This window comes from Micromonospora fiedleri, from assembly GCF_016774385.1.
GTDB lineage: Bacteria > Actinomycetota > Actinomycetes > Mycobacteriales > Micromonosporaceae > Micromonospora > Micromonospora gifhornensis.
Window position 1 is genome coordinate 123,934 of the sequence record NZ_JAETXL010000007.1, and the last position, 22,456, is coordinate 146,389.

27 protein-coding genes are annotated in these 22,456 nt (G+C 71.5%); 13 read left to right on the top strand and 14 right to left on the bottom strand.

Going from position 1 to position 22,456, the window contains the following annotated elements; all coding sequences use genetic code 11:
• Positions 1-5: 5 nt before the first annotated feature.
• From JMF97_RS20355 to JMF97_RS20365, 3 genes are all read left to right on the top strand, one after another.
• On the top strand, positions 6-1,013 hold the full coding sequence (locus tag JMF97_RS20355) for a LacI family DNA-binding transcriptional regulator (RefSeq protein WP_203222990.1): 1,008 nt from the start codon (positions 6-8) through the stop codon (positions 1,011-1,013).
• A gap of 47 nt (positions 1,014-1,060) precedes the next feature.
• Positions 1,061-1,468, top strand: a complete 408-nt coding sequence (locus JMF97_RS20360) for a RidA family protein (protein WP_203222991.1) — start codon at positions 1,061-1,063, stop codon at positions 1,466-1,468.
• A gap of 96 nt (positions 1,469-1,564) precedes the next feature.
• Entirely contained in the window at positions 1,565-2,488 is a 924-nt protein-coding gene (locus tag JMF97_RS20365; RefSeq protein ID WP_238359745.1) for an endonuclease domain-containing protein, read from the top strand.
• Positions 2,489-2,649: 161 nt separating this feature from the next.
• On the opposite strand, the gene JMF97_RS20370 is transcribed toward JMF97_RS20365, so the two are convergent.
• Both JMF97_RS20370 and JMF97_RS20375 read right to left on the bottom strand, forming a co-directional pair.
• Entirely contained in the window at positions 2,650-3,165 is a 516-nt protein-coding gene (locus tag JMF97_RS20370) for an O-acetyl-ADP-ribose deacetylase (protein WP_203222993.1), read from the bottom strand.
• 3 nt (positions 3,166-3,168) lie between these two features.
• Positions 3,169-3,945 carry an EI24 domain-containing protein gene (locus JMF97_RS20375; RefSeq protein WP_203223223.1) on the bottom strand — a complete coding sequence of 259 codons (777 nt, stop codon included), beginning with the start codon at positions 3,943-3,945 and terminating at the stop codon, positions 3,169-3,171.
• A gap of 165 nt (positions 3,946-4,110) precedes the next feature.
• Here JMF97_RS20375 and JMF97_RS20380 point away from each other — a divergent pair, with 165 nt between their 5' ends.
• The 5 genes from JMF97_RS20380 to JMF97_RS20400 are packed head-to-tail and all read left to right on the top strand — an operon-like array spanning position 4,111 to position 8,664.
• The gene (locus JMF97_RS20380; protein WP_203222994.1) at positions 4,111-5,019 is read left to right on the top strand and encodes an ABC transporter ATP-binding protein; all 909 of its coding nucleotides are present in this window, start codon (positions 4,111-4,113) and stop codon (positions 5,017-5,019) included.
• Positions 5,020-5,028: 9 nt separating this feature from the next.
• Entirely contained in the window at positions 5,029-5,763 is a 735-nt protein-coding gene (locus tag JMF97_RS20385; protein WP_203222995.1) for an ABC transporter permease, read from the top strand.
• An 11-nt stretch (positions 5,764-5,774) separates the two neighbouring features.
• Positions 5,775-7,040, top strand: coding sequence for a sensor histidine kinase (locus JMF97_RS20390; protein WP_238359746.1), 1,266 nt, complete (start codon positions 5,775-5,777; stop codon positions 7,038-7,040).
• The gene (locus JMF97_RS20395) at positions 7,037-7,678 is read left to right on the top strand and encodes a response regulator (RefSeq protein ID WP_203222997.1); all 642 of its coding nucleotides are present in this window, start codon (positions 7,037-7,039) and stop codon (positions 7,676-7,678) included. The genes JMF97_RS20390 and JMF97_RS20395 overlap by 4 nt, the downstream gene beginning before the upstream one ends.
• Before the next feature lie 2 nt (positions 7,679-7,680).
• Positions 7,681-8,664, top strand: a complete 984-nt coding sequence (locus JMF97_RS20400; protein WP_203222998.1) for a helix-turn-helix transcriptional regulator — start codon at positions 7,681-7,683, stop codon at positions 8,662-8,664.
• Between the two features lie 18 nt (positions 8,665-8,682).
• On the opposite strand, the gene JMF97_RS20405 is transcribed toward JMF97_RS20400, so the two are convergent.
• Entirely contained in the window at positions 8,683-9,597 is a 915-nt protein-coding gene (locus tag JMF97_RS20405) for an SDR family oxidoreductase (RefSeq protein WP_203222999.1), read from the bottom strand.
• 77 nt (positions 9,598-9,674) lie between these two features.
• On the opposite strand from JMF97_RS20405, the gene JMF97_RS20410 reads away from it, so the two are divergent.
• On the top strand, positions 9,675-10,355 hold the full coding sequence (locus JMF97_RS20410; RefSeq protein ID WP_013736123.1) for a nucleotidyltransferase domain-containing protein: 681 nt from the start codon (positions 9,675-9,677) through the stop codon (positions 10,353-10,355).
• Positions 10,356-10,388: 33 nt separating this feature from the next.
• Here JMF97_RS20410 and JMF97_RS20415 read toward each other — a convergent pair whose 3' ends face one another.
• The 9 genes from JMF97_RS20415 to JMF97_RS20455 form a co-directional block, all read right to left on the bottom strand.
• Positions 10,389-11,126 carry an alanyl-tRNA editing protein gene (locus JMF97_RS20415; protein WP_203223000.1) on the bottom strand — a complete coding sequence of 246 codons (738 nt, stop codon included), beginning with the start codon at positions 11,124-11,126 and terminating at the stop codon, positions 10,389-10,391.
• Between the two features lie 11 nt (positions 11,127-11,137).
• The gene (locus JMF97_RS20420) at positions 11,138-12,025 is read right to left on the bottom strand and encodes an alpha/beta fold hydrolase (RefSeq protein WP_203223001.1); all 888 of its coding nucleotides are present in this window, start codon (positions 12,023-12,025) and stop codon (positions 11,138-11,140) included.
• Positions 12,022-12,336 carry a DUF2516 family protein gene (locus tag JMF97_RS20425; protein WP_013736126.1) on the bottom strand — a complete coding sequence of 105 codons (315 nt, stop codon included), beginning with the start codon at positions 12,334-12,336 and terminating at the stop codon, positions 12,022-12,024. Before JMF97_RS20425 ends, JMF97_RS20420 begins: the two co-directional genes overlap by 4 nt.
• 69 nt (positions 12,337-12,405) lie before the next feature.
• Positions 12,406-13,395, bottom strand: coding sequence for a hypothetical protein (locus JMF97_RS20430; RefSeq protein ID WP_203223002.1), 990 nt, complete (start codon positions 13,393-13,395; stop codon positions 12,406-12,408).
• Entirely contained in the window at positions 13,392-14,072 is a 681-nt protein-coding gene (locus JMF97_RS20435; RefSeq protein WP_203223003.1) for a helix-turn-helix domain-containing protein, read from the bottom strand. The genes JMF97_RS20430 and JMF97_RS20435 overlap by 4 nt, the downstream gene beginning before the upstream one ends.
• Before the next feature lie 301 nt (positions 14,073-14,373).
• On the bottom strand, positions 14,374-15,327 hold the full coding sequence (locus tag JMF97_RS20440; RefSeq protein ID WP_238359815.1) for an asparaginase: 954 nt from the start codon (positions 15,325-15,327) through the stop codon (positions 14,374-14,376).
• Between the two features lie 100 nt (positions 15,328-15,427).
• Positions 15,428-16,255: a beta-keto acid cleavage family enzyme gene (locus JMF97_RS20445; protein WP_203223005.1), complete on the bottom strand. Its 828-nt coding sequence runs from the start codon at positions 16,253-16,255 to the stop codon at positions 15,428-15,430.
• 86 nt (positions 16,256-16,341) lie between these two features.
• A complete protein-coding gene (ygfZ, locus tag JMF97_RS20450) occupies positions 16,342-17,454 on the bottom strand; it encodes a CAF17-like 4Fe-4S cluster assembly/insertion protein YgfZ (protein WP_203223006.1) in 1,113 nt (370 codons plus the stop codon).
• Positions 17,451-17,879, bottom strand: coding sequence for a Fur family transcriptional regulator (locus tag JMF97_RS20455; protein ID WP_203223007.1), 429 nt, complete (start codon positions 17,877-17,879; stop codon positions 17,451-17,453). The genes ygfZ and JMF97_RS20455 overlap by 4 nt, the downstream gene beginning before the upstream one ends.
• 68 nt (positions 17,880-17,947) lie before the next feature.
• Between JMF97_RS20455 and JMF97_RS20460 the strand changes: the two genes are divergently transcribed.
• Positions 17,948-18,796 carry an aminotransferase class IV gene (locus JMF97_RS20460; protein ID WP_203223008.1) on the top strand — a complete coding sequence of 283 codons (849 nt, stop codon included), beginning with the start codon at positions 17,948-17,950 and terminating at the stop codon, positions 18,794-18,796.
• 8 nt (positions 18,797-18,804) lie between these two features.
• Here the strand turns inward: JMF97_RS20460 and JMF97_RS20465 are convergent, their stop codons facing one another.
• Complete coding sequence (locus tag JMF97_RS20465) at positions 18,805-19,398, bottom strand: heme-binding beta-barrel domain-containing protein (protein WP_013736134.1); 594 nt, start codon at positions 19,396-19,398, stop codon at positions 18,805-18,807.
• A gap of 56 nt (positions 19,399-19,454) precedes the next feature.
• Positions 19,455-19,556: a small membrane protein MtfM gene (gene mtfM, locus JMF97_RS31805; RefSeq protein ID WP_013736135.1), complete on the bottom strand. Its 102-nt coding sequence runs from the start codon at positions 19,554-19,556 to the stop codon at positions 19,455-19,457.
• A gap of 12 nt (positions 19,557-19,568) precedes the next feature.
• Here mtfM and JMF97_RS20470 point away from each other — a divergent pair, with 12 nt between their 5' ends.
• From JMF97_RS20470 to JMF97_RS20480, 3 genes are all read left to right on the top strand, one after another.
• Complete coding sequence (locus tag JMF97_RS20470) at positions 19,569-19,943, top strand: DsrE family protein (protein WP_203223009.1); 375 nt, start codon at positions 19,569-19,571, stop codon at positions 19,941-19,943.
• Positions 19,944-20,033: 90 nt separating this feature from the next.
• Positions 20,034-20,414 (top strand): SCP2 sterol-binding domain-containing protein, encoded by a 381-nt coding sequence (locus tag JMF97_RS20475; protein WP_203223010.1) that lies wholly within the window; start codon positions 20,034-20,036, stop codon positions 20,412-20,414.
• Entirely contained in the window at positions 20,411-22,453 is a 2,043-nt protein-coding gene (locus JMF97_RS20480) for an amylo-alpha-1,6-glucosidase (protein ID WP_203223011.1), read from the top strand. The genes JMF97_RS20475 and JMF97_RS20480 overlap by 4 nt, the downstream gene beginning before the upstream one ends.
• The last annotated feature ends 3 nt before the right edge of the window (positions 22,454-22,456 follow it).

A 22,456-nucleotide genomic window follows, 5' to 3' on the forward strand; every position in this document is an offset into this window, starting at 1 on the left:
CTCCGATGACGGGCGCGCAACGGCCCACTCTGGAAGCGGTGGCACGGCGGGCCGGGGTGTCCCGGGCCACCGTCTCCCGAGTGGTGAACGGCTCCACCACGGTCGCCGAGCCGATCCGGGAAGCGGTCCGCCAGGCGGTGGCCGAGTTGGGGTACGTGCCGAACCTCGCCGCCCGGTCCCTCGTCACCCAGCGAACCGACTCGATCGCCCTGGTGATGCCCGAGGAGGCGACCCGCGTCTTCTCCGACGACCAGGTCTTCCCCGGCATCATCCGGGGCGCCGCGCAGGAGTTGGAGGCCGCCGACAAGCAGCTGGTGCTGATGCTGGCCGGCTCGCCGGCCGGGCACGAACGGGTCGAGCGGTACACCACCGGGCGGCACGTCGACGGGGTGCTGTTCGCCTCGCTGCACGGTGCCGACCCGCTGCCCGCCAAGCTCGCCGCGCTGGGCATCCCGGTGGTGTGCAGCGGCCGACCCCTCGACGGCGCGAACGTGCCGTACGTCGACGTCGACCAGGTCGCCGGGGTGACCAAGGCGGTACGGCACCTGATCGACACCGGTCGACGACGCATCGCCACCATCGCCGGCCCGCAGGACATGGTCGCCGGCATCGAACGGCTGGCCGGCTACCGGGACACGGTGGCCGCCGCCGGGCTGCCGGAGATGGTGGCGGTCGGCGACTTCACCCGGGAGTCCGGTGCGGCGGCGATGCGGGAACTGCTCACCGCCCACCCCGACCTGGACGCCGTCTTCGCCGCCTCCGACCTGATGGCGCACGCCGCCCTGCGCACCTTGCGCGAGGCGGGACGGCGGGTGCCGGAGGACGTCGCCGTGATCGGTTTCGACGACATCGAGACCGCCGCGTACACCGAGCCGCCGCTGACCACCGTACGGCAGCCGATCGTGGAACTCGGCCGACAGGGCACTCGACTCCTGCTGCGCCTCGCGGCCGGCGAGGAGGTCGAACCCGCCCTCATCCTCCCCACCGAACTCATCCTCCGCGACTCCGCCTGAGCGTTATCGCCTCGCATCCGGTCTCCGGGGCGGCTAACCTGCCGCGCATGTCCCGCCCGGTTCACCTGCTGCCCGTGCCCGCGCTCACCGATGTCGCCCCGTACGCCTATCTGGCCACCGTGGAACCCGGCACCCGCCTGGTCTTCACCGCGGGCGCCTGCCCGCTCGACGCCGAGGGCCGCACCGTCGCCCCCGGCGACCACGCGGCCCAGGCCCGGCAGGTAATGGCCAACCTGGAGACCGCCCTGGCCGCCGCCGGTGCCACCCTGTCCGACGTCGTCAAGAGCACGGTGTACGTGGCCTCCACCCGCCAGGAGGACCTGGTCACGGTCTGGGAGGTGGTACGGGCGGCCTTCGGCGACCACGACGCCCCCAGCACCCTGCTCGGAGTGACCGTGCTCGGCTATTCCGGCCAACTCGTCGAGGTCGAAGCGATCGCCGCCGTCCCCGCCTGACTTCTGGGTGCGTTTGTTGTCGTCCCAGGGACAACAAACGCACCCACATTGCGCTGCAATCGATCGATGCGGATGCCGGGCGATGATGCGGATGCGATGGCGTGGTTGCTGTTCGAGCAGTCGGGGATGGTGAGCTGGGCGCAGGCGACCGCCGAACTGACCCCGGCGAAGGTGCGGCACCTGCTGGCGACCGGCCGCTGGGGCCGGGTGTGCCGTGGCATCCTGCGCGCCGCACCGCCCAGTGAGCCGTACCGGCGGGAGCAGCAGTGGTGGGCGGCGGTGCTGGCCGCCCGGCCGGGCGCGGTGCTCGCCGGGCTCGCGGCGGCGACGGCCGGTGGGCTGCGAGGTAGGTGGCGCTACCAGACCGTCGACGTGCTGGTCCCCCACCACCGCCGGCAGGCCGACCTGTTGCGTCGCCTCCCACTCGGCCTACCTGCGGTACGGGTACGACGGGTTCGGCACCTTGCGGACGAGGATCGGCAGCGGGGCCGACCCGACCGCACCGCGATGGCGCGGGCCCTGGTGGACGCGGCGCAATGGGTGCGTACCGACGAGGAGGCGCAGCAGATCCTCGCTGCCGGCTGCCAACAACGGCGGGCGACGCCGACGGAGTTGGCAGCGGTCCTGGATCGGCTGCCTCGGGTCGGGCGGCGCAGGCTCATCCGCGAGACGATCAACGACATCGCCGGTGGCGCGGAGGCGCTGTCCGAGATCGACCTGGTCCGGCTGTGTCGCCGGTACGGGCTGCCGGCACCACAGGCGCAGCAGCAACGCCGGGACACCGACGGGCGGCTGCGCTACCTGGACGCGTACTGGCCCCAGTGGCGGCTGCACGTCGAGGTCGACGGCGGGCATCACATGGACGCCCGACACTGGGCCGCCGATCTGCGTCGACAGAACCGGATCTGGATCGAGGGCGACCGCATCCTGCGGTTCACCGCCTTCGACATCCGGCACCGCCCCGACGAGGTCGCGGCGCAACTTCGCGCCGCCCTCACCGCAGCCGGCTGGCCCGGATGATCACCAATGCCGCTCGCTCTGGGTGCACTTCTTGTCGCCCTGGCAACAACAAATGCACCCAGTCGCACGCGGTGCCAGCCAGCGAGCGGGCAGAGTGGCCAACCGGCCACGAGGGCAGGAACGGTCAGGCCAGGCCACCCGGCGCGGGCCTCGAAAAGCGGTCAGAGGGTTGCGTGGATCTGCTTGGCGGTGGCGTGGGTGTCGGGGCCGAAGAGGACCAGTCGGGCCTCGGTGAGGTTCGTCGGGGTGGCCGCGCGCAGCACCGACAGCGCCTGGCGGACCGCGTCGTCGACCGGCCAGCGGTAGACGCCGGCGGAGATGAGCGGGAAGGCGATGGTGACCGCGCCCAGGTCGTCGGCGACGGCGAGGCTGTTGGCGTAGCAGTCGCGCAGCAGCGGTGAGCGGTCCTCGGTGGCCGACCAGACCGGGCCGACGGTGTGCACCACCCAGCGGGCCGGCAGGTCACCGGCGGTGGTCGCGACGGCCTGGCCGGTCGGCAGGCCCCGGCCGTAGCGGGAGGCGCGCAGCGCGCGGCATTCGGCGAGGATCGCCGGGCCGCCTCGGCGGTGGATGGCGCCGTCCACGCCACCGCCGCCGAGCAGTGACGAGTTGGCGGCGTTGACCACCACGTCCACCTGTTCGGCGGTGATGTCCCCCTCGACCAGGGTGATGTCCACGGGTCAGTCCTCCGTGACGGGTTGGCCGAGGGTGCGGCGGGCGAGCAGGGTGGCACCGGCGATCGCGGCCGGCATGAGCAGTACCGCCCCGAGCGGGATCAGGAAGCAGACGAAGACCGCCATCCCGAAGCCGAGCGCGGTGGGACGGTCGACCTTGAGCGCTGCCCGGCGCTCCCGCAGCCCTTTGCCGCGGCGGTAGAAGGGCGCGCCGACCAGTTCCACGGCCAGCAGCCAACCGCCGACGGCGGCACCGATCACCGGTACCACCGTCTGGCCGAGCAGCGGAATGAAGCCGGCGGCGAACAGTGGGATGCCGAACAGTGCCGCCAGGGCGACCAGCCGGATCGAGTCGACGGCGCTGCGTCGCAGGGACGCCCAGAACGGCACCTCGACCGCGTCGGGCGCGCCGTCGTACCGCTGCTCCACCCGCTCGGAGATCTTCTCGTAGAACGGGTCGCCGATGACCAGGGTGACGGCGGTGAAGGTGAGCACGGCGAGCAGGCCACCGAGGCCGAGGATGGCCAGGCCGGCGATCACCCGGACCACTCTGCGGGTCGCCGTCGACCAGTCGTCGGCGAAGGGGGTCACCGCCGTGGCCAGGTCACCGACGAAGACGACCAGGATGGCGTACGCGGCCAGGAACAGCACGCCGGAGATCAGCGCCGGCACCACGCCGAGCAGCATCAGACCGGGATTGCGTACGTAGAGACCGATGCCACGCAGCAGGAACCCGGCACCGTCGGCGAACCGCCGCGCGGTGCTCGTGGCGGTGCCGGACATCTCGGAAACGTTCACGCCGCTGAGCCTAGTCACCGGTCGGCACATCAACCGATTGACGGATCGTTCGGGTCAACCGGAGCCGATGGAGATCATCTACAGCTGGTCGATCCCTGCACCGGCCCGCCGCCGCGACGCTGTACGGGTAACCGAGCGAAGGGCGATGCGATGCCGGTGATCGAGGTGTCCCACCTGCACAAGCGGTACGGCGAGACGGTGGCGGTGCAGGACGTGTCGTTCGACGTCGCGGCGGGCGAGATCTTCGGCGTCCTCGGCCCGAACGGTGCGGGCAAGACCACCACCGTGGAGTGTGTCGCCGGGTTGCGCGTCCCCGACGGGGGCGAGGTGTCCGTCCTCGGGCTGGACCCTCGCCGGGACGCCACCCGGCTGCGCCAACTGGTGGGGGTGCAGCTACAGGAGAGCCGGTTGCCGGATCGGCTCCGGGTCGCCGAGGCGCTGGAGCTGTACGCCTCGTTCTACCGCGATCCGGCGAACCCGGCTCAGCTCATCGACGAGTTGGGGCTCGGCGAGAAGCGCAACACCCCGTACGACAAGCTTTCCGGCGGCCAGAAGCAACGGCTCTCCATCGCGCTGGCACTGGTCGGCAACCCGAGGATCGCCATCCTGGACGAGTTGACCACCGGGCTGGATCCGCAGGCCCGCCGCGACACCTGGAACCTCATCGAGCGGGTCCGGGATCGCGGCGTGACCATCCTGCTGGTCACCCACTTCATGGAGGAGGCCGAGCGGCTCTGCGACCGGCTCGCCGTGATCGACAAGGGGCGGGTGGTGGCGTTGGACAGCCCGGCCGGGCTGGTCTCGGCCGTGGTACCCGAGCAACGGATCCGGTTCCGCCCGTCCACCCCGCTCGACGATCACCTGCTCACCGGGTTGCCGCAGGTGACCTCGGTGACCCGCAGCGGCGCCCAGGTGGTGGTGACCGGCACCGGTGACGTGCTGCACGCGGTCACCTCCGTCCTCGCCCGTAACCAGATCATCGCCGCCGACCTGCGGCTGGAGCAGGCCACGTTGGACGACGCGTTCGTCGAGCTGACCGGGCACCGACTCACCGACTGAGGGGAACCCATGCACGCCTTCGGCCAGATCCTCAAGACCGAGGCCCGGCTCTACCTGCGGGACACCTCGACGATGGTGCTCACCATCGCACTGCCCACCCTGATCCTGGTGGTCCTCGGGCTCATCCCCACCCTCCGACAGCCCACTGCGGACCTCGGCGGGCAGTCCTTCATCTCCTACTTCACCCCGTCCCTGCTGGTGGTCACGCTGGCGATGGTCGGCGTGAACGTCCTGCCCACCGTGCTGGCCACCTACCGGGAGCGCGGCATCCTGCGCCGGCTGGCCACCACCCCGGCCAGCCCGCTGGCCCTGCTGCTCGCCCAACTGGTGCTGGCGCTGATCGGCATTCTGGCCAGCGCCGTGCTGCTCGCCGTGGTGGCCCGGCTGGCGTTCGGCGTACCGCTGCCGCAGCATCCGCTCGGATTCTCCGCAGCCCTGGTCCTCGGCACCGCGGCGCTGCTCGCGCTGGGACTGCTGGTGGCGGCGGTCGCATCCTCCGCCAGGTCGGCCCAGGCGCTGACCGTACCGGTGTTCATGGCGGTGATGTTCTTCGGTGGCGTGTACCTGCCGAGGTTCCTGCTGCCCGACTTCCTGGCCGAGATCGGCGCCTACACCCCGCCCGGTGTGCAGGCCCTGCTGGACGCCTGGACCGGCACCGCCCCGCATCCGCTGCACCTGGCGATAATGGCGGTGGTCGCGGTGGCCGCCGGTGCTCTCGCGACGAAACTGTTCCGCTGGCAGTGAGCGGGGAGCCGATGACCAGCAGCGGCGAGGGCGACGACCGGTTGGCCACCTGGAAGGCACGGGAGGCGGCCCTCTACCGGTTGCTGCCCTACGGCGGGCTGGCCGTGGGCACGCTGCTGGCCCTGCTCACCACGGCACCGCGCGGCCTTCCGATACAGCTCACCCTGGCCGTGGTCGTGGCGGCCGGGGCCTGGGTCGCCTGGTTCATCACCCTGCATCCGGGCTGGCAGAGTCGTCGTACCCGGATGGCGATCTACTACGCGGGGTTGCTCACCTTCGCCGCGGTGCTGGTGGTCGGCAGCCCGTGGTACGGCTACTTCGCCTGGATCGGCTACGTGCACGCTTTTCCGGTGCTGTCCTGGCGATGGCGGATCGGCGGGGTGGCCGTCACCGCCGTACTGCTCGCCACCGCACAGGGCGGTGGCGTCTCCGCCGCTCTGGCGGGCTCGCAGCTCTGGCTGGTCCTGGTGCTGTTCAACGTGCTCGTGGCCGGCGCGGTGATCTGGTTCAACATCGTCGCCGAACGGGAGGACGCCAAACGCAAGCGGCTGGTGGCGGAGTTGGCCGCCGCGAACCGACAGCTCACCGAGACGGTACGGGAGAACGAGGGTCTGCACGCCCAACTCGTCACCCAGGCTCGGGAGGCCGGGGTGCTTGACGAACGGCAGCGGATGGCCCGGGAGATCCACGACACCCTGGCCCAGGGGCTCACCGGCATCATCACCCAGTTGGAGGCGGCCGAGCAGACCCGCGACCGGTCCGGTGACTGGCGGCGGCATGTGGACAATGCGCTGGCGCTGGCCCGGGAGAGTCTCACCGAGGCCCGCCGCTCGGTGCGCGCCATCCGCCCGGAGCCGCTGGAGGCCGCCCGGCTGCCCGACGCCCTGACCGAGCTGGGTGGACGCTGGTCGGCCCGGCACGGGGTACGGGCCGAGGTCAACACCACCGGCACCCCTCGGCCGCTGCATCCGGAGGTCGAGGTGACCCTGCTGCGGGCCGCCCAGGAGGCGTTGGCCAACGTGGCCCGGCACGCCGCCGCCTCCCGGGTGGGGTTGACCCTGTCCTACATGTCGGATGTGGTGACGCTTGACGTGCGGGACGACGGCACCGGCTTCGACGCCGAAGCTGCCGCACCGAAACCGGACGGCGGCTACGGGCTGACCGCCATGCGGCAACGGGTTACCGAGGTCGGGGGTCGCCTCGATGTGGAGTCCGAGCCGGGCGGCGGCACCGCGATCTCGGCGTCCGTACCGGCGTTGCCTGGGGGTGTGGGGTGACCGATCCGGTACGCCTGCTGATCGTCGACGACCATCCGGTGGTGCGGGACGGGCTGCGCGGCATGTTCACCGGTGATCCAGGGTTCGAGGTGGTCGGCGAGGCGGCCGACGGAGCCGAGGCGCTGGCGTTGGCCGCCCGGCACCGTCCCGACGTGGTGCTGATGGACCTTCGGATGCCCGGCATGGACGGGGTGACCGCGATCGGTCGCCTGGCCCGCTCGGACAGTACGGCGAAGGTGCTGGTGCTGACCACGTACGACACGGACGCCGACGTGCTGCCCGCGATCGAGGCCGGTGCCACCGGCTACCTGCTTAAGGACGCGCCTCGCGACGAACTGGTCCGGGCGGTCCGCGCCGCCGCCCGGGGTGAGTCGGTGCTCTCCCCCGCCGTGGCGGGACGGCTGATGGGCCGGCTGCGTGCCCCGGCGGAGGAGCCGCTGAGTCAGCGGGAACTGGAGGTGCTCACCCTGGTGGCGCGCGGCTCGACGAACCGGGAGGCCGCTGCGCAACTGTTCATCAGCGAGGCCACCGTCAAGACCCACCTGCTGCACCTGTACGCCAAGCTCGGGGTCAACGACCGGGCCGCCGCCGTGGCCGTCGCGTACGACCGGGGTCTGCTGACCCCCGGCGGACGCTGACCGTGCGGGCGGCGCGGCTGATCTCGTTGCTGCTGCTGTTGCAGGCGCGGGAGGCGATGACGGCGGCGGAACTGGCCCGGGAGCTGGAGGTCTCCGAGCGGACGGTGTACCGGGATGTCCTGGCGCTCTCCGCCGCCGGGGTGCCGGTCTACGCCGACCGGGGTCGGGCCGGGGGTTACCGGCTGCTCGGCGGCTACCGGACCCGGCTGACCGGGATGACCCGGGACGAGGCGGAGGCGCTCTTCCTCGCCGGGCTGCCCGGACCGGCCGGGGACATGGGGTTGGCCGACGCGGTCGCCGCAGCCGAGCTGAAGGTCCTCGCCGCGCTGCCGCCGAGTCTGCGTGACGCACCGAACCGTACCGGGCAACGGTTTCACCTGGACGTGCCCGGCTGGTACGCGCAGCACGCCCCACCGCCGTGGCTGGCCGACCTGGCCGGCGCGGTCTGGCGGGACCGGGTGGTGACCCTGCACTACCGGCGTGGCGATCGGGAGGTGACCCGGCGGGTCCACCCGTACGGTCTGGTCCTCAAGAGCGGCATCTGGTATCTCGTCGGCCGGGTCGACGCGGACCTGCGCACCTACCGGGTGGACCGGATCGTCGACGTCGAGCCGCACGAGGAGACCTTCGACCGGGAGCCGGACTTCGACCTGCCGGCGTACTGGCACGCGCAGGCGGAGGCGTTCCTGCGCGGCATGCTGCGGGCCGAGGTGCGGATCCGGCTGAGCCCCGCCGGCCTGCGCCAGCTCAAGCACCGCAGCGACATCCCGTTCGGGTACGCCGAGGCGGTCGCCGCCGCCGACGAGCCCGACGAGCAGGGCTGGGTCACCACCCGGCTGCCCGTCGAGTCCGTCGACGTGGCGTACACCCAACTGCTCGGGCTGGGCCCGGAGGTGGAGGTGCTCGACCCGCCCGACCTACGCGCCCGGCTGGCCGAGGCGACGGCCCGCGCCGCCGCCCTCTACACCGCGCCCGACGCCCGCTGACCCTCTCCGAGTGTTCGGTCAGCGGTAGCCGGTGACGTCGGCCGGTTTGCCGGCGTCGACCACCTCGGTGATGTAGCGGTACGCGTCCGGCTGGCTGCCGTCGACGTCGGTGAAGCCGTACACCTTGGCCAGGTCGCCGGCGGAGACGGAGTGCCCGCTCCACCGGGCACGGTCGGGGTCGGCGGCCAGGGCGGCGACCGCCCGGCCGACGAACGCCGGGGTTTCCGAGATGAGGAAGTGCGGGTCCTTGGCCGCGCCGTCGCGCCAGTTGGCCTCGGTGACGCCGAAGTGCTCCAGCATCGCCTCGGAGCGCAGCCAGCCGGGACTGAGCGCGACGGCGGTGCCGCCGTACGGCTTGAGTTCGTGCGCCCAACTGAAGGCGAGCCGGTTCACCGAGGTCTTGGCCAGGTCGTAGAAGACCGACAGGCGGTAGTTCTGCTCGTTGTACGCCCGCGTGCCGTCGCCGATCTCCACCACCAGGCCGCCCGGGCGGCGGATCAGCAGCGGCATCGCGAAGTGGCTGGTGATGATGTGGGTGTCCACCGCGAGCCGCAGCGTACGGAAACCGGCGTCCAGCGGCTGCTCCCAGACCGGCTTCTCCCAGGTGATCAGTGGGTCGGCACCCCACACGTCGTTGACCAGCACGTCGAGTCGGCCCTGTTCGGCGTCGATACGCGCGATGAGGTCGCGTACCTGGTCGGGCACGAGGTGGTCCACCCGGACGGCGATGCCGGTGCCACCGGCGGCGGTCACCAGTTCGGCGGTCTCCTCGATGGTCTCCGGCCGGTCCAGCTCGGAGCGGCCGGCCCGGCTGCTGCGGCCGGTCGCGTAGACGGTGGCGCCTGCGGCACCCAGTTGCACGGCGATCTGTCGGCCGGCGCCCCGGGTCGCCCCGGCCACCAGCGCCACCGTTGCGGTAAGCGGTTTCGTCATGGTTGCCACGCTGCCAGCGAAACGTGACAACCGATGTCAGGTTTCGCAGACGACCGGTGATCCGTCATGCTCCCCGCATGCACCTGCTGCTCTCCGGCATCGTCGGCTCGGTGGCGTACGGGCTGGCGGGGCCGGGCTCGGACGTCGACCGGATCGGCGTCTTCGCCGCGCCCACTGTCGCCTTCCACGGTCTGCACCCGCCGCGCGAGTCGGTGGTCACCACCGACCCGGACACCACGCTGCACGAGGCCCGCAAGTGGTGCCGGCTGGCGCTGAGCGGCAATCCGACCGCCAGTGAGCTGGCCTGGCTCCCCGACGACTGCTACGAGACCCGTACCGAGTTCGGCGAGCGACTGATCGGCATCCGGTCGGCGTTCCTCAGCGCACCCCGGGTCCGCGAGGCCTACCTCGGCTACGCCGCCCAGCAGTTCCGCAAGCTGGAGTCCCGGGGCGACGGGACCTTCTCGTCGGAGACCCGGCGGCGCACCGCGAAGCACGCCCGACACCTGGCCCGGCTGGTGCACCAGGGCCGACTGCTCTACGCCACCGGGATCTTGGAGATCCGGCTCGCCGACCCGGAGTGGTTCCGCGGCTTCGGGAACCGGGTCGCCGAGGGCGCGCTGGACGAGGCGCGCACCCTGCTCGCCGAGGCCGAACTCGACTTCGACCGGATCCGGACGCCACTGCCCGACCGGCCGGACGAGAAGCCGGTGGAGCGCTGGCTGCTCGACGTCCGCGCCGCCCACCTGCCCCGCTGACCGGGCACACCTGCCGGGTCGGTCCGGCCCGGGTCAGTCGGCCAGGCGGATGCGGACCCGACGGTTGGCCCGGCCCTTACTCTCCACCTTGACCACCCGCACCTTGCCGATCTGGGCGGTGGAGGCGACGTGCGTACCCCCGTCGGCCTGCACGTCCAACCCGACGATGTCGACGATGCGGACCTCCGCCTCGTCGGGCGGGATCAGATTCGACTGGGTACGGATGATGTCCGGCAGGGCCAGCGCCTCCACGCGCGGCAGCACCCGGGTGGCGACCGCGCGGTCGGCGGCCACCTCCGCGTTGACCAGCTCCTCGATCCGGCTCTTGAAGTCCGACGGCACCTCGGGCAGGTTGAAGTCCATCCTGGCCTCGCCGGGTTCCATGTTGCCGCCGGTGACCAGGGCACCGAAGTCGCGGAACACCACCCCACAGAGCACGTGCAACCCCGAATGGGTACGCATCAGCCGGGTGCGCCGATCATCCTCCACCGCACCGGTGACGGTGGTGCCCGTCGGCGGCAACGGGTCCCCCTCGGCGGGGATCAACCACAGGTCGTCGGCCTTGCGGGTGCCCACGATCCGGGTCTGCACCCCCTGCCAGAGCAGTACGCCGTGATCCGGCGGCTGCCCACCGCCACCCGGGTAGAACGCCGAGCGGTCGAGCACGATGCCCTGCTCGGGGTCGCTGTGCAGCACCGTGCACTGCCACTCGCGCAGGCTGGGATCAGCAAGATCGAGCCGGTGCGTACGGCCATGGTGTGTGACGCCCATGACAGGGCAGGCTACCCGTTGAGGAAGTCGGAGATCCGGGCCCGTACGTCGGCGCGTTCCGTCCAGAGCACCCCGGGGCGGGCGTACCGGTGCAGGGTCGCCTGGGGCAGCGCGGCGGCAAGCTGCTCGGCGACCTCCACGGGATGTAGGTCGTCGCCCTCGCAGGCGATGATCAGCGCCGGAGCGGTGACCGCGCCGAGCGCCCCGGCATCGGTGACGGGTGCCTGCCCGGGCAGATCGGCCAGGCCTGCGGCGAGACCGTCGCGCAGCAGGTGATCGAGCCGCTGCCGCAGGTACGCCCATCCGGCCGGCGTGTTGCGTACCGCCGGTGGCATCTCCGCCGCGACCACCTCGGCCACCGCCGAGGCGTCCCCACTCTCCACCGCGGACAGCAGTTCGAGCAGCCGGGTCCGGGCGACCGGCGGCCGCGGCTTGTCGAGCGCCGCAGGCAGGAAGAAGACGAGCCGCTCGAAGCGTTCCGGGCTCTCGACGAGCAGCCGACACAGCGCACCCGCGCCGAGACTGGCACCGAACGCCCGGGTCGCACCGGACAGATCGGCGACCGCCCGCAGATCCCGGGACAGGTCGAGATAGCTCCACAGACCTTCCGGCGCGTCCGAGCGACCGTGTCCACGGAACTGGAAGAAGACCTTGCGGCCGGTGACGCCGCTGCCGAAGGGGCGGGTGACGGCGATGCCGTTGCCCAGCCCGTGCGCGAACACGGTCACCGGATCACCGGTGCCGGTGACCAGCCTTTCCAGCCGTACGCCGTGCGGCGTGGCGACCAGCTCGGTGTCCGGCTCGGGTAGCGCCGGTCGTCCGCTGCGTGGCCCACCCGGGCCGGGCCCCCAGGTGCGAGGCCCGCCGTCAGGTGGAGGTGGCCAGCGGAACGCCCTCACCACGATCCTCTGTTGTCACCCAGTTCGCGTAGGCCGACCCGGACGTCGAGCAGGTAGATCAGGGCCGCCGCGATGCCGATCAGCCCGAAGATGCTGAGCGTGGTCTGGGTGAGCAGAGTCAGCAGGAGAGTGACCGCGAGAATCGCGATCCAGCCGCCCTTGGGCAGAGTGCCGATGGCGGGGAAGGCGTCGGAGCGCTGCGTGATGGCGTGCACGAGCGCGACCCCCTGCACGATCAGTGCGAACACGAACAGGATCAGGTCGATCACGAGGCGAACATCGAAGGCGAAGATCGGCGCGGCGTAGGCCATGACGGCAAGCTTATGCCGACGACCCCGGATCCGTCCGACAGGACGGTCACCGGGGTCGCCGGCAGGTGGTCACTCGGCGGCCGGACGGGTCCGCTTGGTGGCTCCGGGCAGCTTCGCCGACGGGGTTGCCGTCCGCTTGGCGGCCGGCTGCCGGGTCGTCGCCTTGGCGCGGGTGGCCTTCTTGGCAGCGGCCGGCTTGGCCTGTGCGATCTCGGCCACCTCGGCCGGGCTCGGCACCTCGGCCGACTCGACACCGGCAGCCGCCTTCTTCGTCGCGGCCGGCTTCTTCGTCGCAGCCGGCTTCTTCGTCGCGGCCAGCTCGGTCGTGGCCGCGGCCTCGGTCGTGGCCGCTGCCTTGGTCGTCGCGGTTACCTCGGTCGTCGCGGCGGCCTCGGTCGTGGTGGCCATCTCGGTCGTCGCGGCGGCCTCGGTGGTGGCGGGCGCGGCCTGGACGCTGGCCTGGGTGGCCTCGATGTCGGCGTTGACCGTGTCAGCGGCCTCCAGCACGCCGGTGCCGACCGCCCGCTCGCCCCGGGTCACCAGCTTGCTGTAGACGGCCATCGCGCGCTCCTGCGCGGCATGGGCACCGGCGACGACCACGGCAGCGTTACGGGCCGCCAGGCCACGCAGCCGGTCCAGATCGGCCGCCTCACGCAGACGGTTGAAGTCGGCGCTCTCCCGCAGCCGATCCAGGTCGGCCGCCTCCCGAAGACGGTTGAAGTCGGCGACCTCACGCAGCCGGTCCAGATCGGCGGCCTCACGCAGGCGCTTGAGATCGGCGGCCTCGCGCAGGCGGTTGAGGTCGGCGTTGCGCCGCAGCGACTCGGCGGTCAGGTTGGCGTTGCGCAGCTTCTCGTTGGCCTTCTGGCGCAGCTCGAACCCGGCCACGACGGCCTTGCCACCGAGGTCGTTGGCGACCCGGCTGCCGTCACTGGCGACCCGTTCGCGCAGCTCGGCGACCACCGTGGGCAGTTTGCGCAGCTGCTCCAGGGCGAGGTCACCGGCACCGGCGGCAGCGTAGATCGGAGCGGGGATACGGTTCGTCTTCGGCTGAGTCACGACTTCTCCTCTTCGGCCGCGACGGCGGCCTTGCGGACCACCTTGCGGGCGGCCTTCTTGGCAGGGGGGCGGGCCGGTGCCGGAGCGGGACCCGCCTCGGTCACGGCGACCGATTCAAGGACGGCCTCGGTGGGGGCGCCCTCAGGGGTGGTGGGGCCGGTCGCGGCCAGGTTGGCCACGTCGGGCGCGGTGATCGGCACAATCTCCTCGCCGCTGGTGTCCGTACCGTCGACGGGGCCGACCGGGGCGGACCCGGTGGTGGCGGTTCCGTCCGGGGTGGCGGTGGCCGGTCCACCCGGGGCAGCATCGGCCGCGGCAGCGGTGGCCTCGGCGAGCCGGGCGTTCTCCCGGCGGAAGGTCTCGTAGATCTGGGTGAGGGACTGCTTCTGCGCCATCGTCAGGTCCGGATCGACCGCGATGGCGGCCAGCACGCCTTGGCCTTCCTTGTCATCGAGCAGGCCGGCCCGCAGATACATCGCCGGCGTCGAGACCCGCAGCGCGCTGGCGAGTTGCTGGAGCACCTCGGCACTTGGTCGGCGCAGCCCTCGCTCGATCTGGCTCAGGTAGGGATTGCTGACCCCGGCCTGCTCGGCAAGCTGCCGCAACGAGATTTTCGCGTTTCGCCGCAGGTCACGAATGAACCCGCCGACGTCGGGAAGGTCCTTGGAAGTGGCCATGACTCAACGCTAGCTCGCCCCGCTAGCACCAGCAAGCAATCCGCTAGCCACAGTTAGCAGCCTCACTCCACCCACCCCAAACCCCCTCCAACCCCCCACCCCGATCTCGACCCGCACCCGCACCCGCACCCGCACCCGCACCCGCACCCGCACCCGCACCCGCGATCTTGCACTTCCTGCCGGGGCAAACGCCACAAACAACGCGAATCAGCGACCAAAAGTGCAAGATCGCGGGCAACAGGGCGCGCCGACAACAGCGCCGCGGGCGGGGCGCGGAGGAGTGGGGAAGGAGGGGGTTGGGTTACCAGAGGGGGCGGGTGGTGCCTACGGGGAGGCCGCCGCCGAAGAGGGGGATCTCGGCGAACTCGGCCAGCACCGGGGCGTCGATCGCGAGTCGGCGGAGCGCGGAGGTCACCACGGGCATCCGGGCCCGGCCCGCGCCGTCGTCGATCTTCAGCGCGAGAGCACCCACACCGGGCACGGCCGCGGCGATCACGCCCTCCGCGCCCACCTTGGCCAGCAGTCCCGGTACGCCGCGCATCAGCCGGGTGTCGTCCGCCTCGGTGCCGCCGACGATCTCCGGGTACGCCCGCATCGCGTCGGCCACCGTCCGCTCCACGGTTCCGGTCTCGGCCGACACCAACCGCAGGTACGCCCGGGCGAGCCCGGTCAACGACACCGCCAGCACGGGTGCGCCGCACCCGTCCACGCCGACCGCCGCCGCCTGCTCACCGGTGAGGTCTTCGATCGTGTCGCGCAATCGCTGCTGCAACGGGTGCTCCGGCCGCCAGTAACCGTCCACCGGCCAGCCGGCGGATCGGCAGGTCAGCAGCATCCCGGCGTGCTTGCCGGAGCAGTTCATCTGGATCCGGGTGGGGCCGCCGCCGGCTCGCAGCACCGCCTCCCGCGCCTGCTCGCCGACGGGCAGGTCCGGCGGGCAGTGCAACGCTTCCTCGTCGAGCCCGGCATCGGCGAGCAGCCGGGCGACCCGGGCCAGGTGGAACTCCTCCCCCGCGTGGCTGGCCGCCACCAACGCCAGGTCGGCGGGTTCGGTCAGCGGCAGCCCGGCCCGGAGCATGCCGACCGCCTGCATCGGCTTGTTGGAAGAGCGCGGGAAGATCGGCGCACGCACGTCACCGGCCGCGTCGAGCACGGCACCCGTGGCGTCGAGCACCACGACCGAGCCGCGGTGCACGCCCTCCACGAAGTCGGACCGGACCACCTCGGCGAGCGGCACCCCGCCCGCGTACGTCATTCCCACGCTGTGGACGGTACCGACGGTTGATGGCGTACCGACGTCGGGGTGAGCAGGGACTCCCCCTCCGGGTGTACAGCAACGCCGGGTGGGTCAGCCCTTACAGGCCGAGCAGTTCGCGGGCCTGGGTGGTGTTCAGCGGCGGACGCTGGGCGAGCTGGGCGAAGCCGACCGCCCGGGCGACCAGTTGCATGTTCGACTCCACCGGACGGCCCTTGGCGTACGTCACGGTGTCCTCCATGCCGACGCGCAGGTGGCCGCCGGCCGACAGCGAGGCCAGCATCACCGGGATGCTGCTGCGCCCGATGCCGGTCGCCGAGAAGGTGGTGTCCTCGGGCAGATCACGCAGCATCTGCTGGGCCGCGACCAGGGCCGCCGTGGTGCCGGGCATCCCGCCGGGTACGCCCATCACGAAGTCCACGTGCACGTGACCGCCGTGCGGCAGGCCGTACTTGTCGAGCAGGCGGCGCAACGCGGTCAGGTGACCGAGGTCGAAGATCTCGTACTCCGGCACGATGCCGCGTTCCTGCATCCGGGTGTGCAGGCCGACGATGAACTCCCACCGGTTGAGGAAGACGTCGTCACCGAAGTTGACGGTGCCCATCGTGCAGGAGGCCATGTCCGGGGCGGCGTCCAGTACGGCGAGCCGGTCGGCCTCCGGGTCGGTGACCGCGCCGCCGGTGGAGAGCTGCACGATCAGGTCGGTGCTCTCCCGCAACGCCGCCACGGTGGCCCGCAGTCGTCCCGGGTCGAGGGTGGGTCGGGCGTCGTCGTCGCGGATGTGCACGTGGATGATCGAAGCGCCGAGCGCCTCGCACTCCTTGGCGGTGAGCAGCAGCTCGTCCAGGGTCACCGGCAGCGCCGGTACCTCCGTCTTGGCCGACTCCGCGCCGGTGGGGGCAACCGTGATCAACGTCCCTGTTGTCATGCCGGCGATCCTAGAACGCCCGCTGAAGGTACTGGTGTTAACAGGGGGCCCGGCCTCTACCGGAGGCGTTAATAAGGTGCCCTTCCTTACATGGGGTCGATGGCGGCGGCGCTCTCGCCGACGCGCAGCTCCGCGTCGTCGGGCACCGAACGCTTGATCACCGCGAGCGCGACCTGACCCAGCTCGTGGTGGTGCACGGCGGTGCCGACGAAGCCGACCGTACGCCCCGCGAGGTCGACCGGGGTGCCGGCGACCGGCAGCTGGTCGGTGGTCACCCCGTCCAGGTGCAGCAGGACCAGCCGACGCGGCGGGCGGCCCATGTTGTGCACCCGGGCGACCGTCTCCTGCCCCCGGTAACAGCCCTTGTCCAGGTGTACGGCCGGGGCGATCAGGTCGACCTCGGCCGCGATGGTGCGATGGTCGGTGTCGGCACCGACCCGGGCCCGCCGGGCGGCCACCCGCACCGCCTCGTACGCCCACAGCCCGGCGACCCCGACCCCGCCGTCGCGCAGCCGGGTGACCACCTGGTCCATCGCGGTCCGGGGCACCAGCAGGTCCACGCCCAGCGGCCCGCGTCGCGCCCACCCGCCCGACGGCAGGGGCTTGACGTCGTAGCGGGCGGTGGGCCGGGGCGGCACCTCGCCGGAGCGGAACTTGGGCCCCGGCACGCCGCTGACGTCCGGTGCGTTCAACGTGGGCACGTCGAGCAGGGCCAGCGCTTCGTCAACCCGGGGCCCGACCAGCGACAGCAACGCCTGATCGGCGGTGACGTCACGCGGCTCGACCCGGCTGAAGAACCGCATCTTCTCCAGGTAGGTCAGCAGGCCCTCGGTCGCACCCGGCTCGGTGTCCAGCCAGGTGGTGTCGCCGTCCTCGGCGACCATGGCGTGCTGTTCGATGTGCCCGTTCGGCGAGAGCACCAGCAACTCGGTGCCCTGCCAAGGGCCCAACTCGGCCAGATGTTGCGTGGTGAGGGTGTGCAGCCAGGAGATGCGGTCCGCACCCGGCACCGCGATCACGCCCCGGTGGGATCGGTCCACCAGGCCGACCTCGGTGTCGAGCAGGCGCTGCTCGCGCATCGGGTCGCCGTAGTGGGCCGCCACCGGGCGCACCCCGGCCGCCGCGTGCGCCGGCTCCGGCTGGTCGCGGCTGGACTCGTCGATGCTCTCCACGGCCACCGCACCCGCGATGTCGATCATTCCGGACTCCCGTCCCCGCACCGTGCGCAGTTGCCGAAGAAGGAGACGTGGCCGATGTCCATCCGGAAGCCACGTTCCTGCGCCAACTGCTCGGCCAGCGGGCGCATCAACTCGGGGTCCATCTCGTCGATCGCGCCACACTCGCGGCAGACCAGGTGGACGTGCTGGTGCTCACCGGCGGCGTGGTAGGTCGGCGACCCGTGCGACAGGTGGGTGTGGGTGACCAGGCCGAGCCGTTCCAGCAGTTCGAGCGTGCGGTAGATGGTGGTGATGTTGACCCCGGCGGCGACTTCGCGCACCGCCGTGTGCACCTGCTCCGGCGTGGCGTGCCCCAGGTCCAGCACCGCTTGCAGGATCAGCTGCCGCTGCGCCGTCAGCCGCAGGCCACGGGAGCGGAGCAGTTCCGCGAGGGAGGATTCGGACACCCTCCGATCATAGTTCGGCCGTCTCCGAAGCGTTCGACGGAGACCACTGCCCACTATCCTGCCCAGTTGTGGAGGTCACACGGATCGGCGTACTCGGTCGGGGGTTGCTACCGGTCACCGAGCCGGTGCTGCGCGGCGACGACCTCGGGGTGCTGCGCGGCGACGGGCTGTTCGAGACCATGCACCTGCGGGACGGGCGGCCCTGGCTGCGCGAGGCGCACCTGGCCCGGCTGCGGGCCGGTGCCGCGGCGGTGGAGCTGACCCTGCCCGACGACGCGGCGCTCGTCGAACTCCTGGAGACCGTCGCCGCCGGGTGGCCGACCGAGGTCGAGGGCGCCTTGCGGCTGGTCTGCACCCGCGGGCCCGAGGGCGGCGGCCCACCGACGGTGTACGCCACCCTCGCCGCCGTCCCGGCCGCGGTCCGGCAGGCCCGACACGACGGGGTACGGGTGGCCACGCTGCACCTGGGGGTACCCGCCGACGCCCGCCCCGAGTTGGACTGGCTGCCGGCCGGCATCAAGTCGACGTCGTACGGGGCGAGCACGGCGGCCCGCCGATGGGCCGCCCGAACCGGGGTGGACGACGTGCTCTGGATCTCCTCCGACGGCTACGTGTTGGAAGGGCCGACCGCCAACGTGCTCTGGTCGACCGGCGACACGCTCTGCACGGTGCCGGCCGCGCGCACCGGCATCCTGCCCGGCACCACAGTCGCCTGGCTGCTCGCCAATGCCGCCGAGGTCGGCTGCCGCGCCGCCGAACGCATGGTCACCCCGGCCGAGCTACGCGACGCCGACGCCGTCTGGCTCACCTCTTCCGTACGCGGTCTGGTGGAGGTACACACCCTCGACGGCGAGCCGCTGCCCCGCAGCCCGCGTACCCACGCGCTGCGGGACCTGCTCGGCTTTCCGCTGCCCTGATCGTCGGGTCAGCCGGCGACCCGGATGAGCCGGGCGGACAGGTGCGGCGACAGCGGCTGGCCCACGGCGGCCATGTCCTGCGCGTACAGCAGGGCGCCCTCGACGATGCCGAAGAGCCGGTGCCCGGCGGTGACCTCCTTGGCGGTGGCGGTACGCACCACCGCGTCGGTCACGAACTCGATCTGGGTGCCCTTGCGCCGACCGATGTGCAGCTCCATCACCCCGGTCGGGACGGTCAGCAGCGCCTCCAGTTCGTCGGTGACCCGGTCACCGTCGAGTACCGGCCGCCACCAGCCGACCTCCCGTCCCGCCGGGCGCACCGGGCGGGACTGCTCGTCGAGGATCCACGCCCGCGACTCGTACGACAGGAACGGCCGTCCGTCGTGGCTGATCCGGATCTCCTGGGCGAAGTCGAAGTCCTCGATGGTGGGGAAACCACCCCGGCCCCGACCCCGCCACACCCCGATGTACGGCAGCAGGCCGTCCAGGCTCGGGTGCAGCTTCGGCCCCACCCGCAGGTCGTGGCTCTCCTCGTAGGGGTACGGGTCGACCGGCGGCGCGTTCAGCCACGGCGGCGGTGCCAACGGATTGTCGTCACTCACAGCATCACCTTTGTTCACGACTGCGGGGCTCGCAAGACCGGCTCACTCCTCGCGCTTCACTTGCCTCTTGAGATGCGGACGGCCAGGTAGATCAGGCCACCGGCGAGCGCGCCCAGGCCGGCGACCAGCAGGCTGACGAACCCGATCTCGGTGACCATCCGGCTCATCCTATGCTGGGCGCCATGGCCCGCTCTCTCGTCGTCAAGGCCACCGCCGGTGCCGATTCGCCCGAGCGTTGTGCCCAGGCGTTCACGGTGGCGGCCACCGCCGCTGCCGCTGGTGTGCACGTCTCGCTCTGGTTGACCGGCGAATCGACCTGGTTCGCGCTGCCCGGACGGGCGCAGAATTTCGAGTTGCCGCACTCGGCGCCGCTGGCCGAGCTGCTGCACGTGATCCTCACCACCGGCACGGTGACCGCCTGCACCCAGTGCGCGGCCCGCCGGGACATCGGCACCGACGACGTCATCCCGGGAATCCGGATCGCCGGCGCGGCGGTGTTCGTGGAGGAGACGATGGCCGAGGGAGCGCAGGCGCTCGTCTACTGAGCCGGCTGCTCGATCGTCAGTAGCCAAAGCCGGCTTCGGCAAGGCGACAGAACCCGCCCGGCAACCCGGACGAATGCCTACGATTCGGATGTGACCGAGGCGATCGAGCAGTTCTTTGCAACCTTGCCCGACCGCGCCCCGCAGGTGCTGCACGCCCCGCTCACCGGCACGCTTCGGATCGACCTCGCCGACGACGGCCGCACCCAGCACTGGGTGCTCCGCATGCGTCAGGGCGCTGTCGACGTCGACCAGGGGCCGGTCGACGCCGACGCCATCTGGTACAGCAGCATGGACCTGTTCGACCGGCTGGTGACCGGCCGGGCCCATGCGTTGGCCGCGCTGTTTCGCAACGAGAGCACGTTCAGCGGACGGGTGGTGCTGTTCCTCGCGTTCCGGCAGTTCTTTCCGTCCCCACCCGGCACCAGGGACCCGCGCGAGGTGGCCCGGGAGAAGGTCAGGCGGGCCCGGTGAAGGAGCTCGTCAGCATCCTGGACGGCAACACCTTCCTGGTCAGTGATCGCTGTGGGGACATCGAGCCCTCCATCGACTTCCCCACCGGCCTGTTCGCCTTCGACACCCGGTTCCTCTCCACCTGGCTGCTGCTGCTCGACGGCGAGCGGCTGCAACCCCTGTCCGTCGACGACGCGGAGTCCTACCGGACCCGCTACTTCCTCGTGCCCGGCGAACCCACCCACTTCCTGGACACGAAGGTCTCGATCATCCGGAGCCGGGCCATCGGTGACAGCTTCGACGAGGACCTGACCGTGCTCAACCACTCCGGGGAGGAGATGACGTTCACCGTCCGGCTCGAGATCGCCGCCGACTTCGCCGACCTGTTCGAGATCAAGGACGTGCAGCGCAAGCAGGGCGACCTCACCGTCGCGGTCGAGGATCACGCGCTGCGCCTGACGTACCGACGGGAGGCGTTCCACCGCGAGACGGTGGTCTACAGCAGCGCACCCGCGGCGGTGGACAAGCGGGGAATGACCTTCTCGATCCGGATCGGTCCGCACGGCGAATGGACCACCAACCTGAGGATCTCCACGGTGATCTACGGTGCGCGTGGCCAGGACGTCCGCACCGGGCTGCCGATGGCGGGCAGCCGCAGCACGGCGGCGATTCAGGCCGAGCACGCGGAACTCGTCGCGAACGCACCCAAGCTCGTCTGCGACTGCGAACCGCTGGCCACCGCGTACCGGCGCAGCCTGGAGGACCTGGCCGCGCTGCGGTACGAGTCCACTGCCCTCGGCGTCCGGCTGATGGCCGCCGGGCTGCCCTGGTTCATGACGCTGTTCGGTCGGGACAGCATCATCACCTCACTGCAGGTGCTGCCGTTCCTGCCGGACATCATCCCGCCCACGTTGATCATGTTGGCCGGGCTGCAGGGCCACCGGATCGACGACTTCCGCGACGAGGAGCCCGGCAAGATCCTGCACGAGCTGCGTTACGGCGAGACCGCCGGGTTCGAGGAGCAGCCGCACTCGCCGTACTACGGTGCCGCCGACTCCACCCCGCTGTTCGTGATCCTGCTCGACGAGTACGAGCGGTGGACCGGCGACAGCCAGCTCGTCAAACAGCTGGAGTACCCCGCCCGGGCGGCGCTGACCTGGATCGACACGTACGGCGATCTGCTCGGCACCGGCTACCTCTGGTATCAGACCCGCAACACCCGCAACGGGCTGGAGAACCAGTGCTGGAAGGACTCCTGGGACGGGATCTCCTACTCCGACGGGCGGCTGCCGGGCTTCCCCCGCGCCACCTGTGAGATGCAGGGCTACGCCTACGACGCCAAGCGGCGCGCCGCCCGGATGGCCCGACTGTTCTGGAACGACCCGCAGTACGCCGACCAGCTGGAACTCCAGGCCGCCGAGCTGAAGGAACGGTTCAACCGGGACTTCTGGCTGCCGGACAAGGAGTACTACGCGCTGGCGCTGGACAGCGACGGCACTCCGGTGGACGCGCTCAGCTCCAACATGGGGCACCTGCTGTGGAGCGGCATCGTCGACGAGTCACGGGCCGCCCGGGTCGCCGAGCACCTGGTGGGACCGCGCCTGTTCTCGGGTTGGGGGGTCCGCACCCTCGGCGACGACCAGGGACGTTACAACCCGATCGGGTACCACGTGGGGACGGTCTGGCCGTTCGACAACTCACTCATCGCCTGGGGCCTGTGGAAGTACGGCTTCCGGCAGGAGGCCGGGCAGATCTGCGAGTCGATGCTCGGCGCCTCGCGCTACTTCGACGGTCGGTTGCCGGAGGCGTTCGCCGGCTACGAACGCGACCTCACCGAGTTTCCGGTGCAGTACCCGACCGCGTGCAGCCCGCAGGCATGGTCGGCGGGCACTCCGCTGCTGCTGGTCCGGGTCCTGCTCGGGCTCGAACCCGAGGGCGAACACCTGATCATCGACCCGTACGTGCCGCAGGGGATGGGTCGGGTGGAACTGCTGGACATCCCCGGCCGGTGGGGCCGGGTGGACGCGCTGGGCCGCAGCCGCAACCGCGACGACGAGTGAGAG

Coding starts and splice junctions, on each gene's coding strand:
- JMF97_RS20355 (WP_203222990.1), top strand. CDS start 6: ATGACGGGCGCGCAACGGCCCACTCTGGAAGCGGTGGCACGGCGGGCC.
- JMF97_RS20360 (WP_203222991.1), top strand. CDS start 1,061: ATGTCCCGCCCGGTTCACCTGCTGCCCGTGCCCGCGCTCACCGATGTC.
- JMF97_RS20365 (WP_238359745.1), top strand. CDS start 1,565: ATGGCGTGGTTGCTGTTCGAGCAGTCGGGGATGGTGAGCTGGGCGCAG.
- JMF97_RS20375 (WP_203223223.1), bottom strand. CDS start 3,945: ATGTCCGGCACCGCCACGAGCACCGCGCGGCGGTTCGCCGACGGTGCC.
- JMF97_RS20380 (WP_203222994.1), top strand. CDS start 4,111: ATGCCGGTGATCGAGGTGTCCCACCTGCACAAGCGGTACGGCGAGACG.
- JMF97_RS20385 (WP_203222995.1), top strand. CDS start 5,029: ATGCACGCCTTCGGCCAGATCCTCAAGACCGAGGCCCGGCTCTACCTG.
- JMF97_RS20390 (WP_238359746.1), top strand. CDS start 5,775: ATGACCAGCAGCGGCGAGGGCGACGACCGGTTGGCCACCTGGAAGGCA.
- JMF97_RS20405 (WP_203222999.1), bottom strand. CDS start 9,597: ATGACGAAACCGCTTACCGCAACGGTGGCGCTGGTGGCCGGGGCGACC.
- JMF97_RS20410 (WP_013736123.1), top strand. CDS start 9,675: ATGCACCTGCTGCTCTCCGGCATCGTCGGCTCGGTGGCGTACGGGCTG.
- JMF97_RS20415 (WP_203223000.1), bottom strand. CDS start 11,126: ATGGGCGTCACACACCATGGCCGTACGCACCGGCTCGATCTTGCTGAT.
- JMF97_RS20425 (WP_013736126.1), bottom strand. CDS start 12,336: ATGGCCTACGCCGCGCCGATCTTCGCCTTCGATGTTCGCCTCGTGATC.
- JMF97_RS20435 (WP_203223003.1), bottom strand. CDS start 14,072: ATGGCCACTTCCAAGGACCTTCCCGACGTCGGCGGGTTCATTCGTGAC.
- JMF97_RS20440 (WP_238359815.1), bottom strand. CDS start 15,327: ATGACGTACGCGGGCGGGGTGCCGCTCGCCGAGGTGGTCCGGTCCGAC.
- JMF97_RS20445 (WP_203223005.1), bottom strand. CDS start 16,255: ATGACAACAGGGACGTTGATCACGGTTGCCCCCACCGGCGCGGAGTCG.
- ygfZ (WP_203223006.1), bottom strand. CDS start 17,454: ATGATCGACATCGCGGGTGCGGTGGCCGTGGAGAGCATCGACGAGTCC.
- mtfM (WP_013736135.1), bottom strand. CDS start 19,556: ATGGTCACCGAGATCGGGTTCGTCAGCCTGCTGGTCGCCGGCCTGGGC.
- JMF97_RS20470 (WP_203223009.1), top strand. CDS start 19,569: ATGCTGGGCGCCATGGCCCGCTCTCTCGTCGTCAAGGCCACCGCCGGT.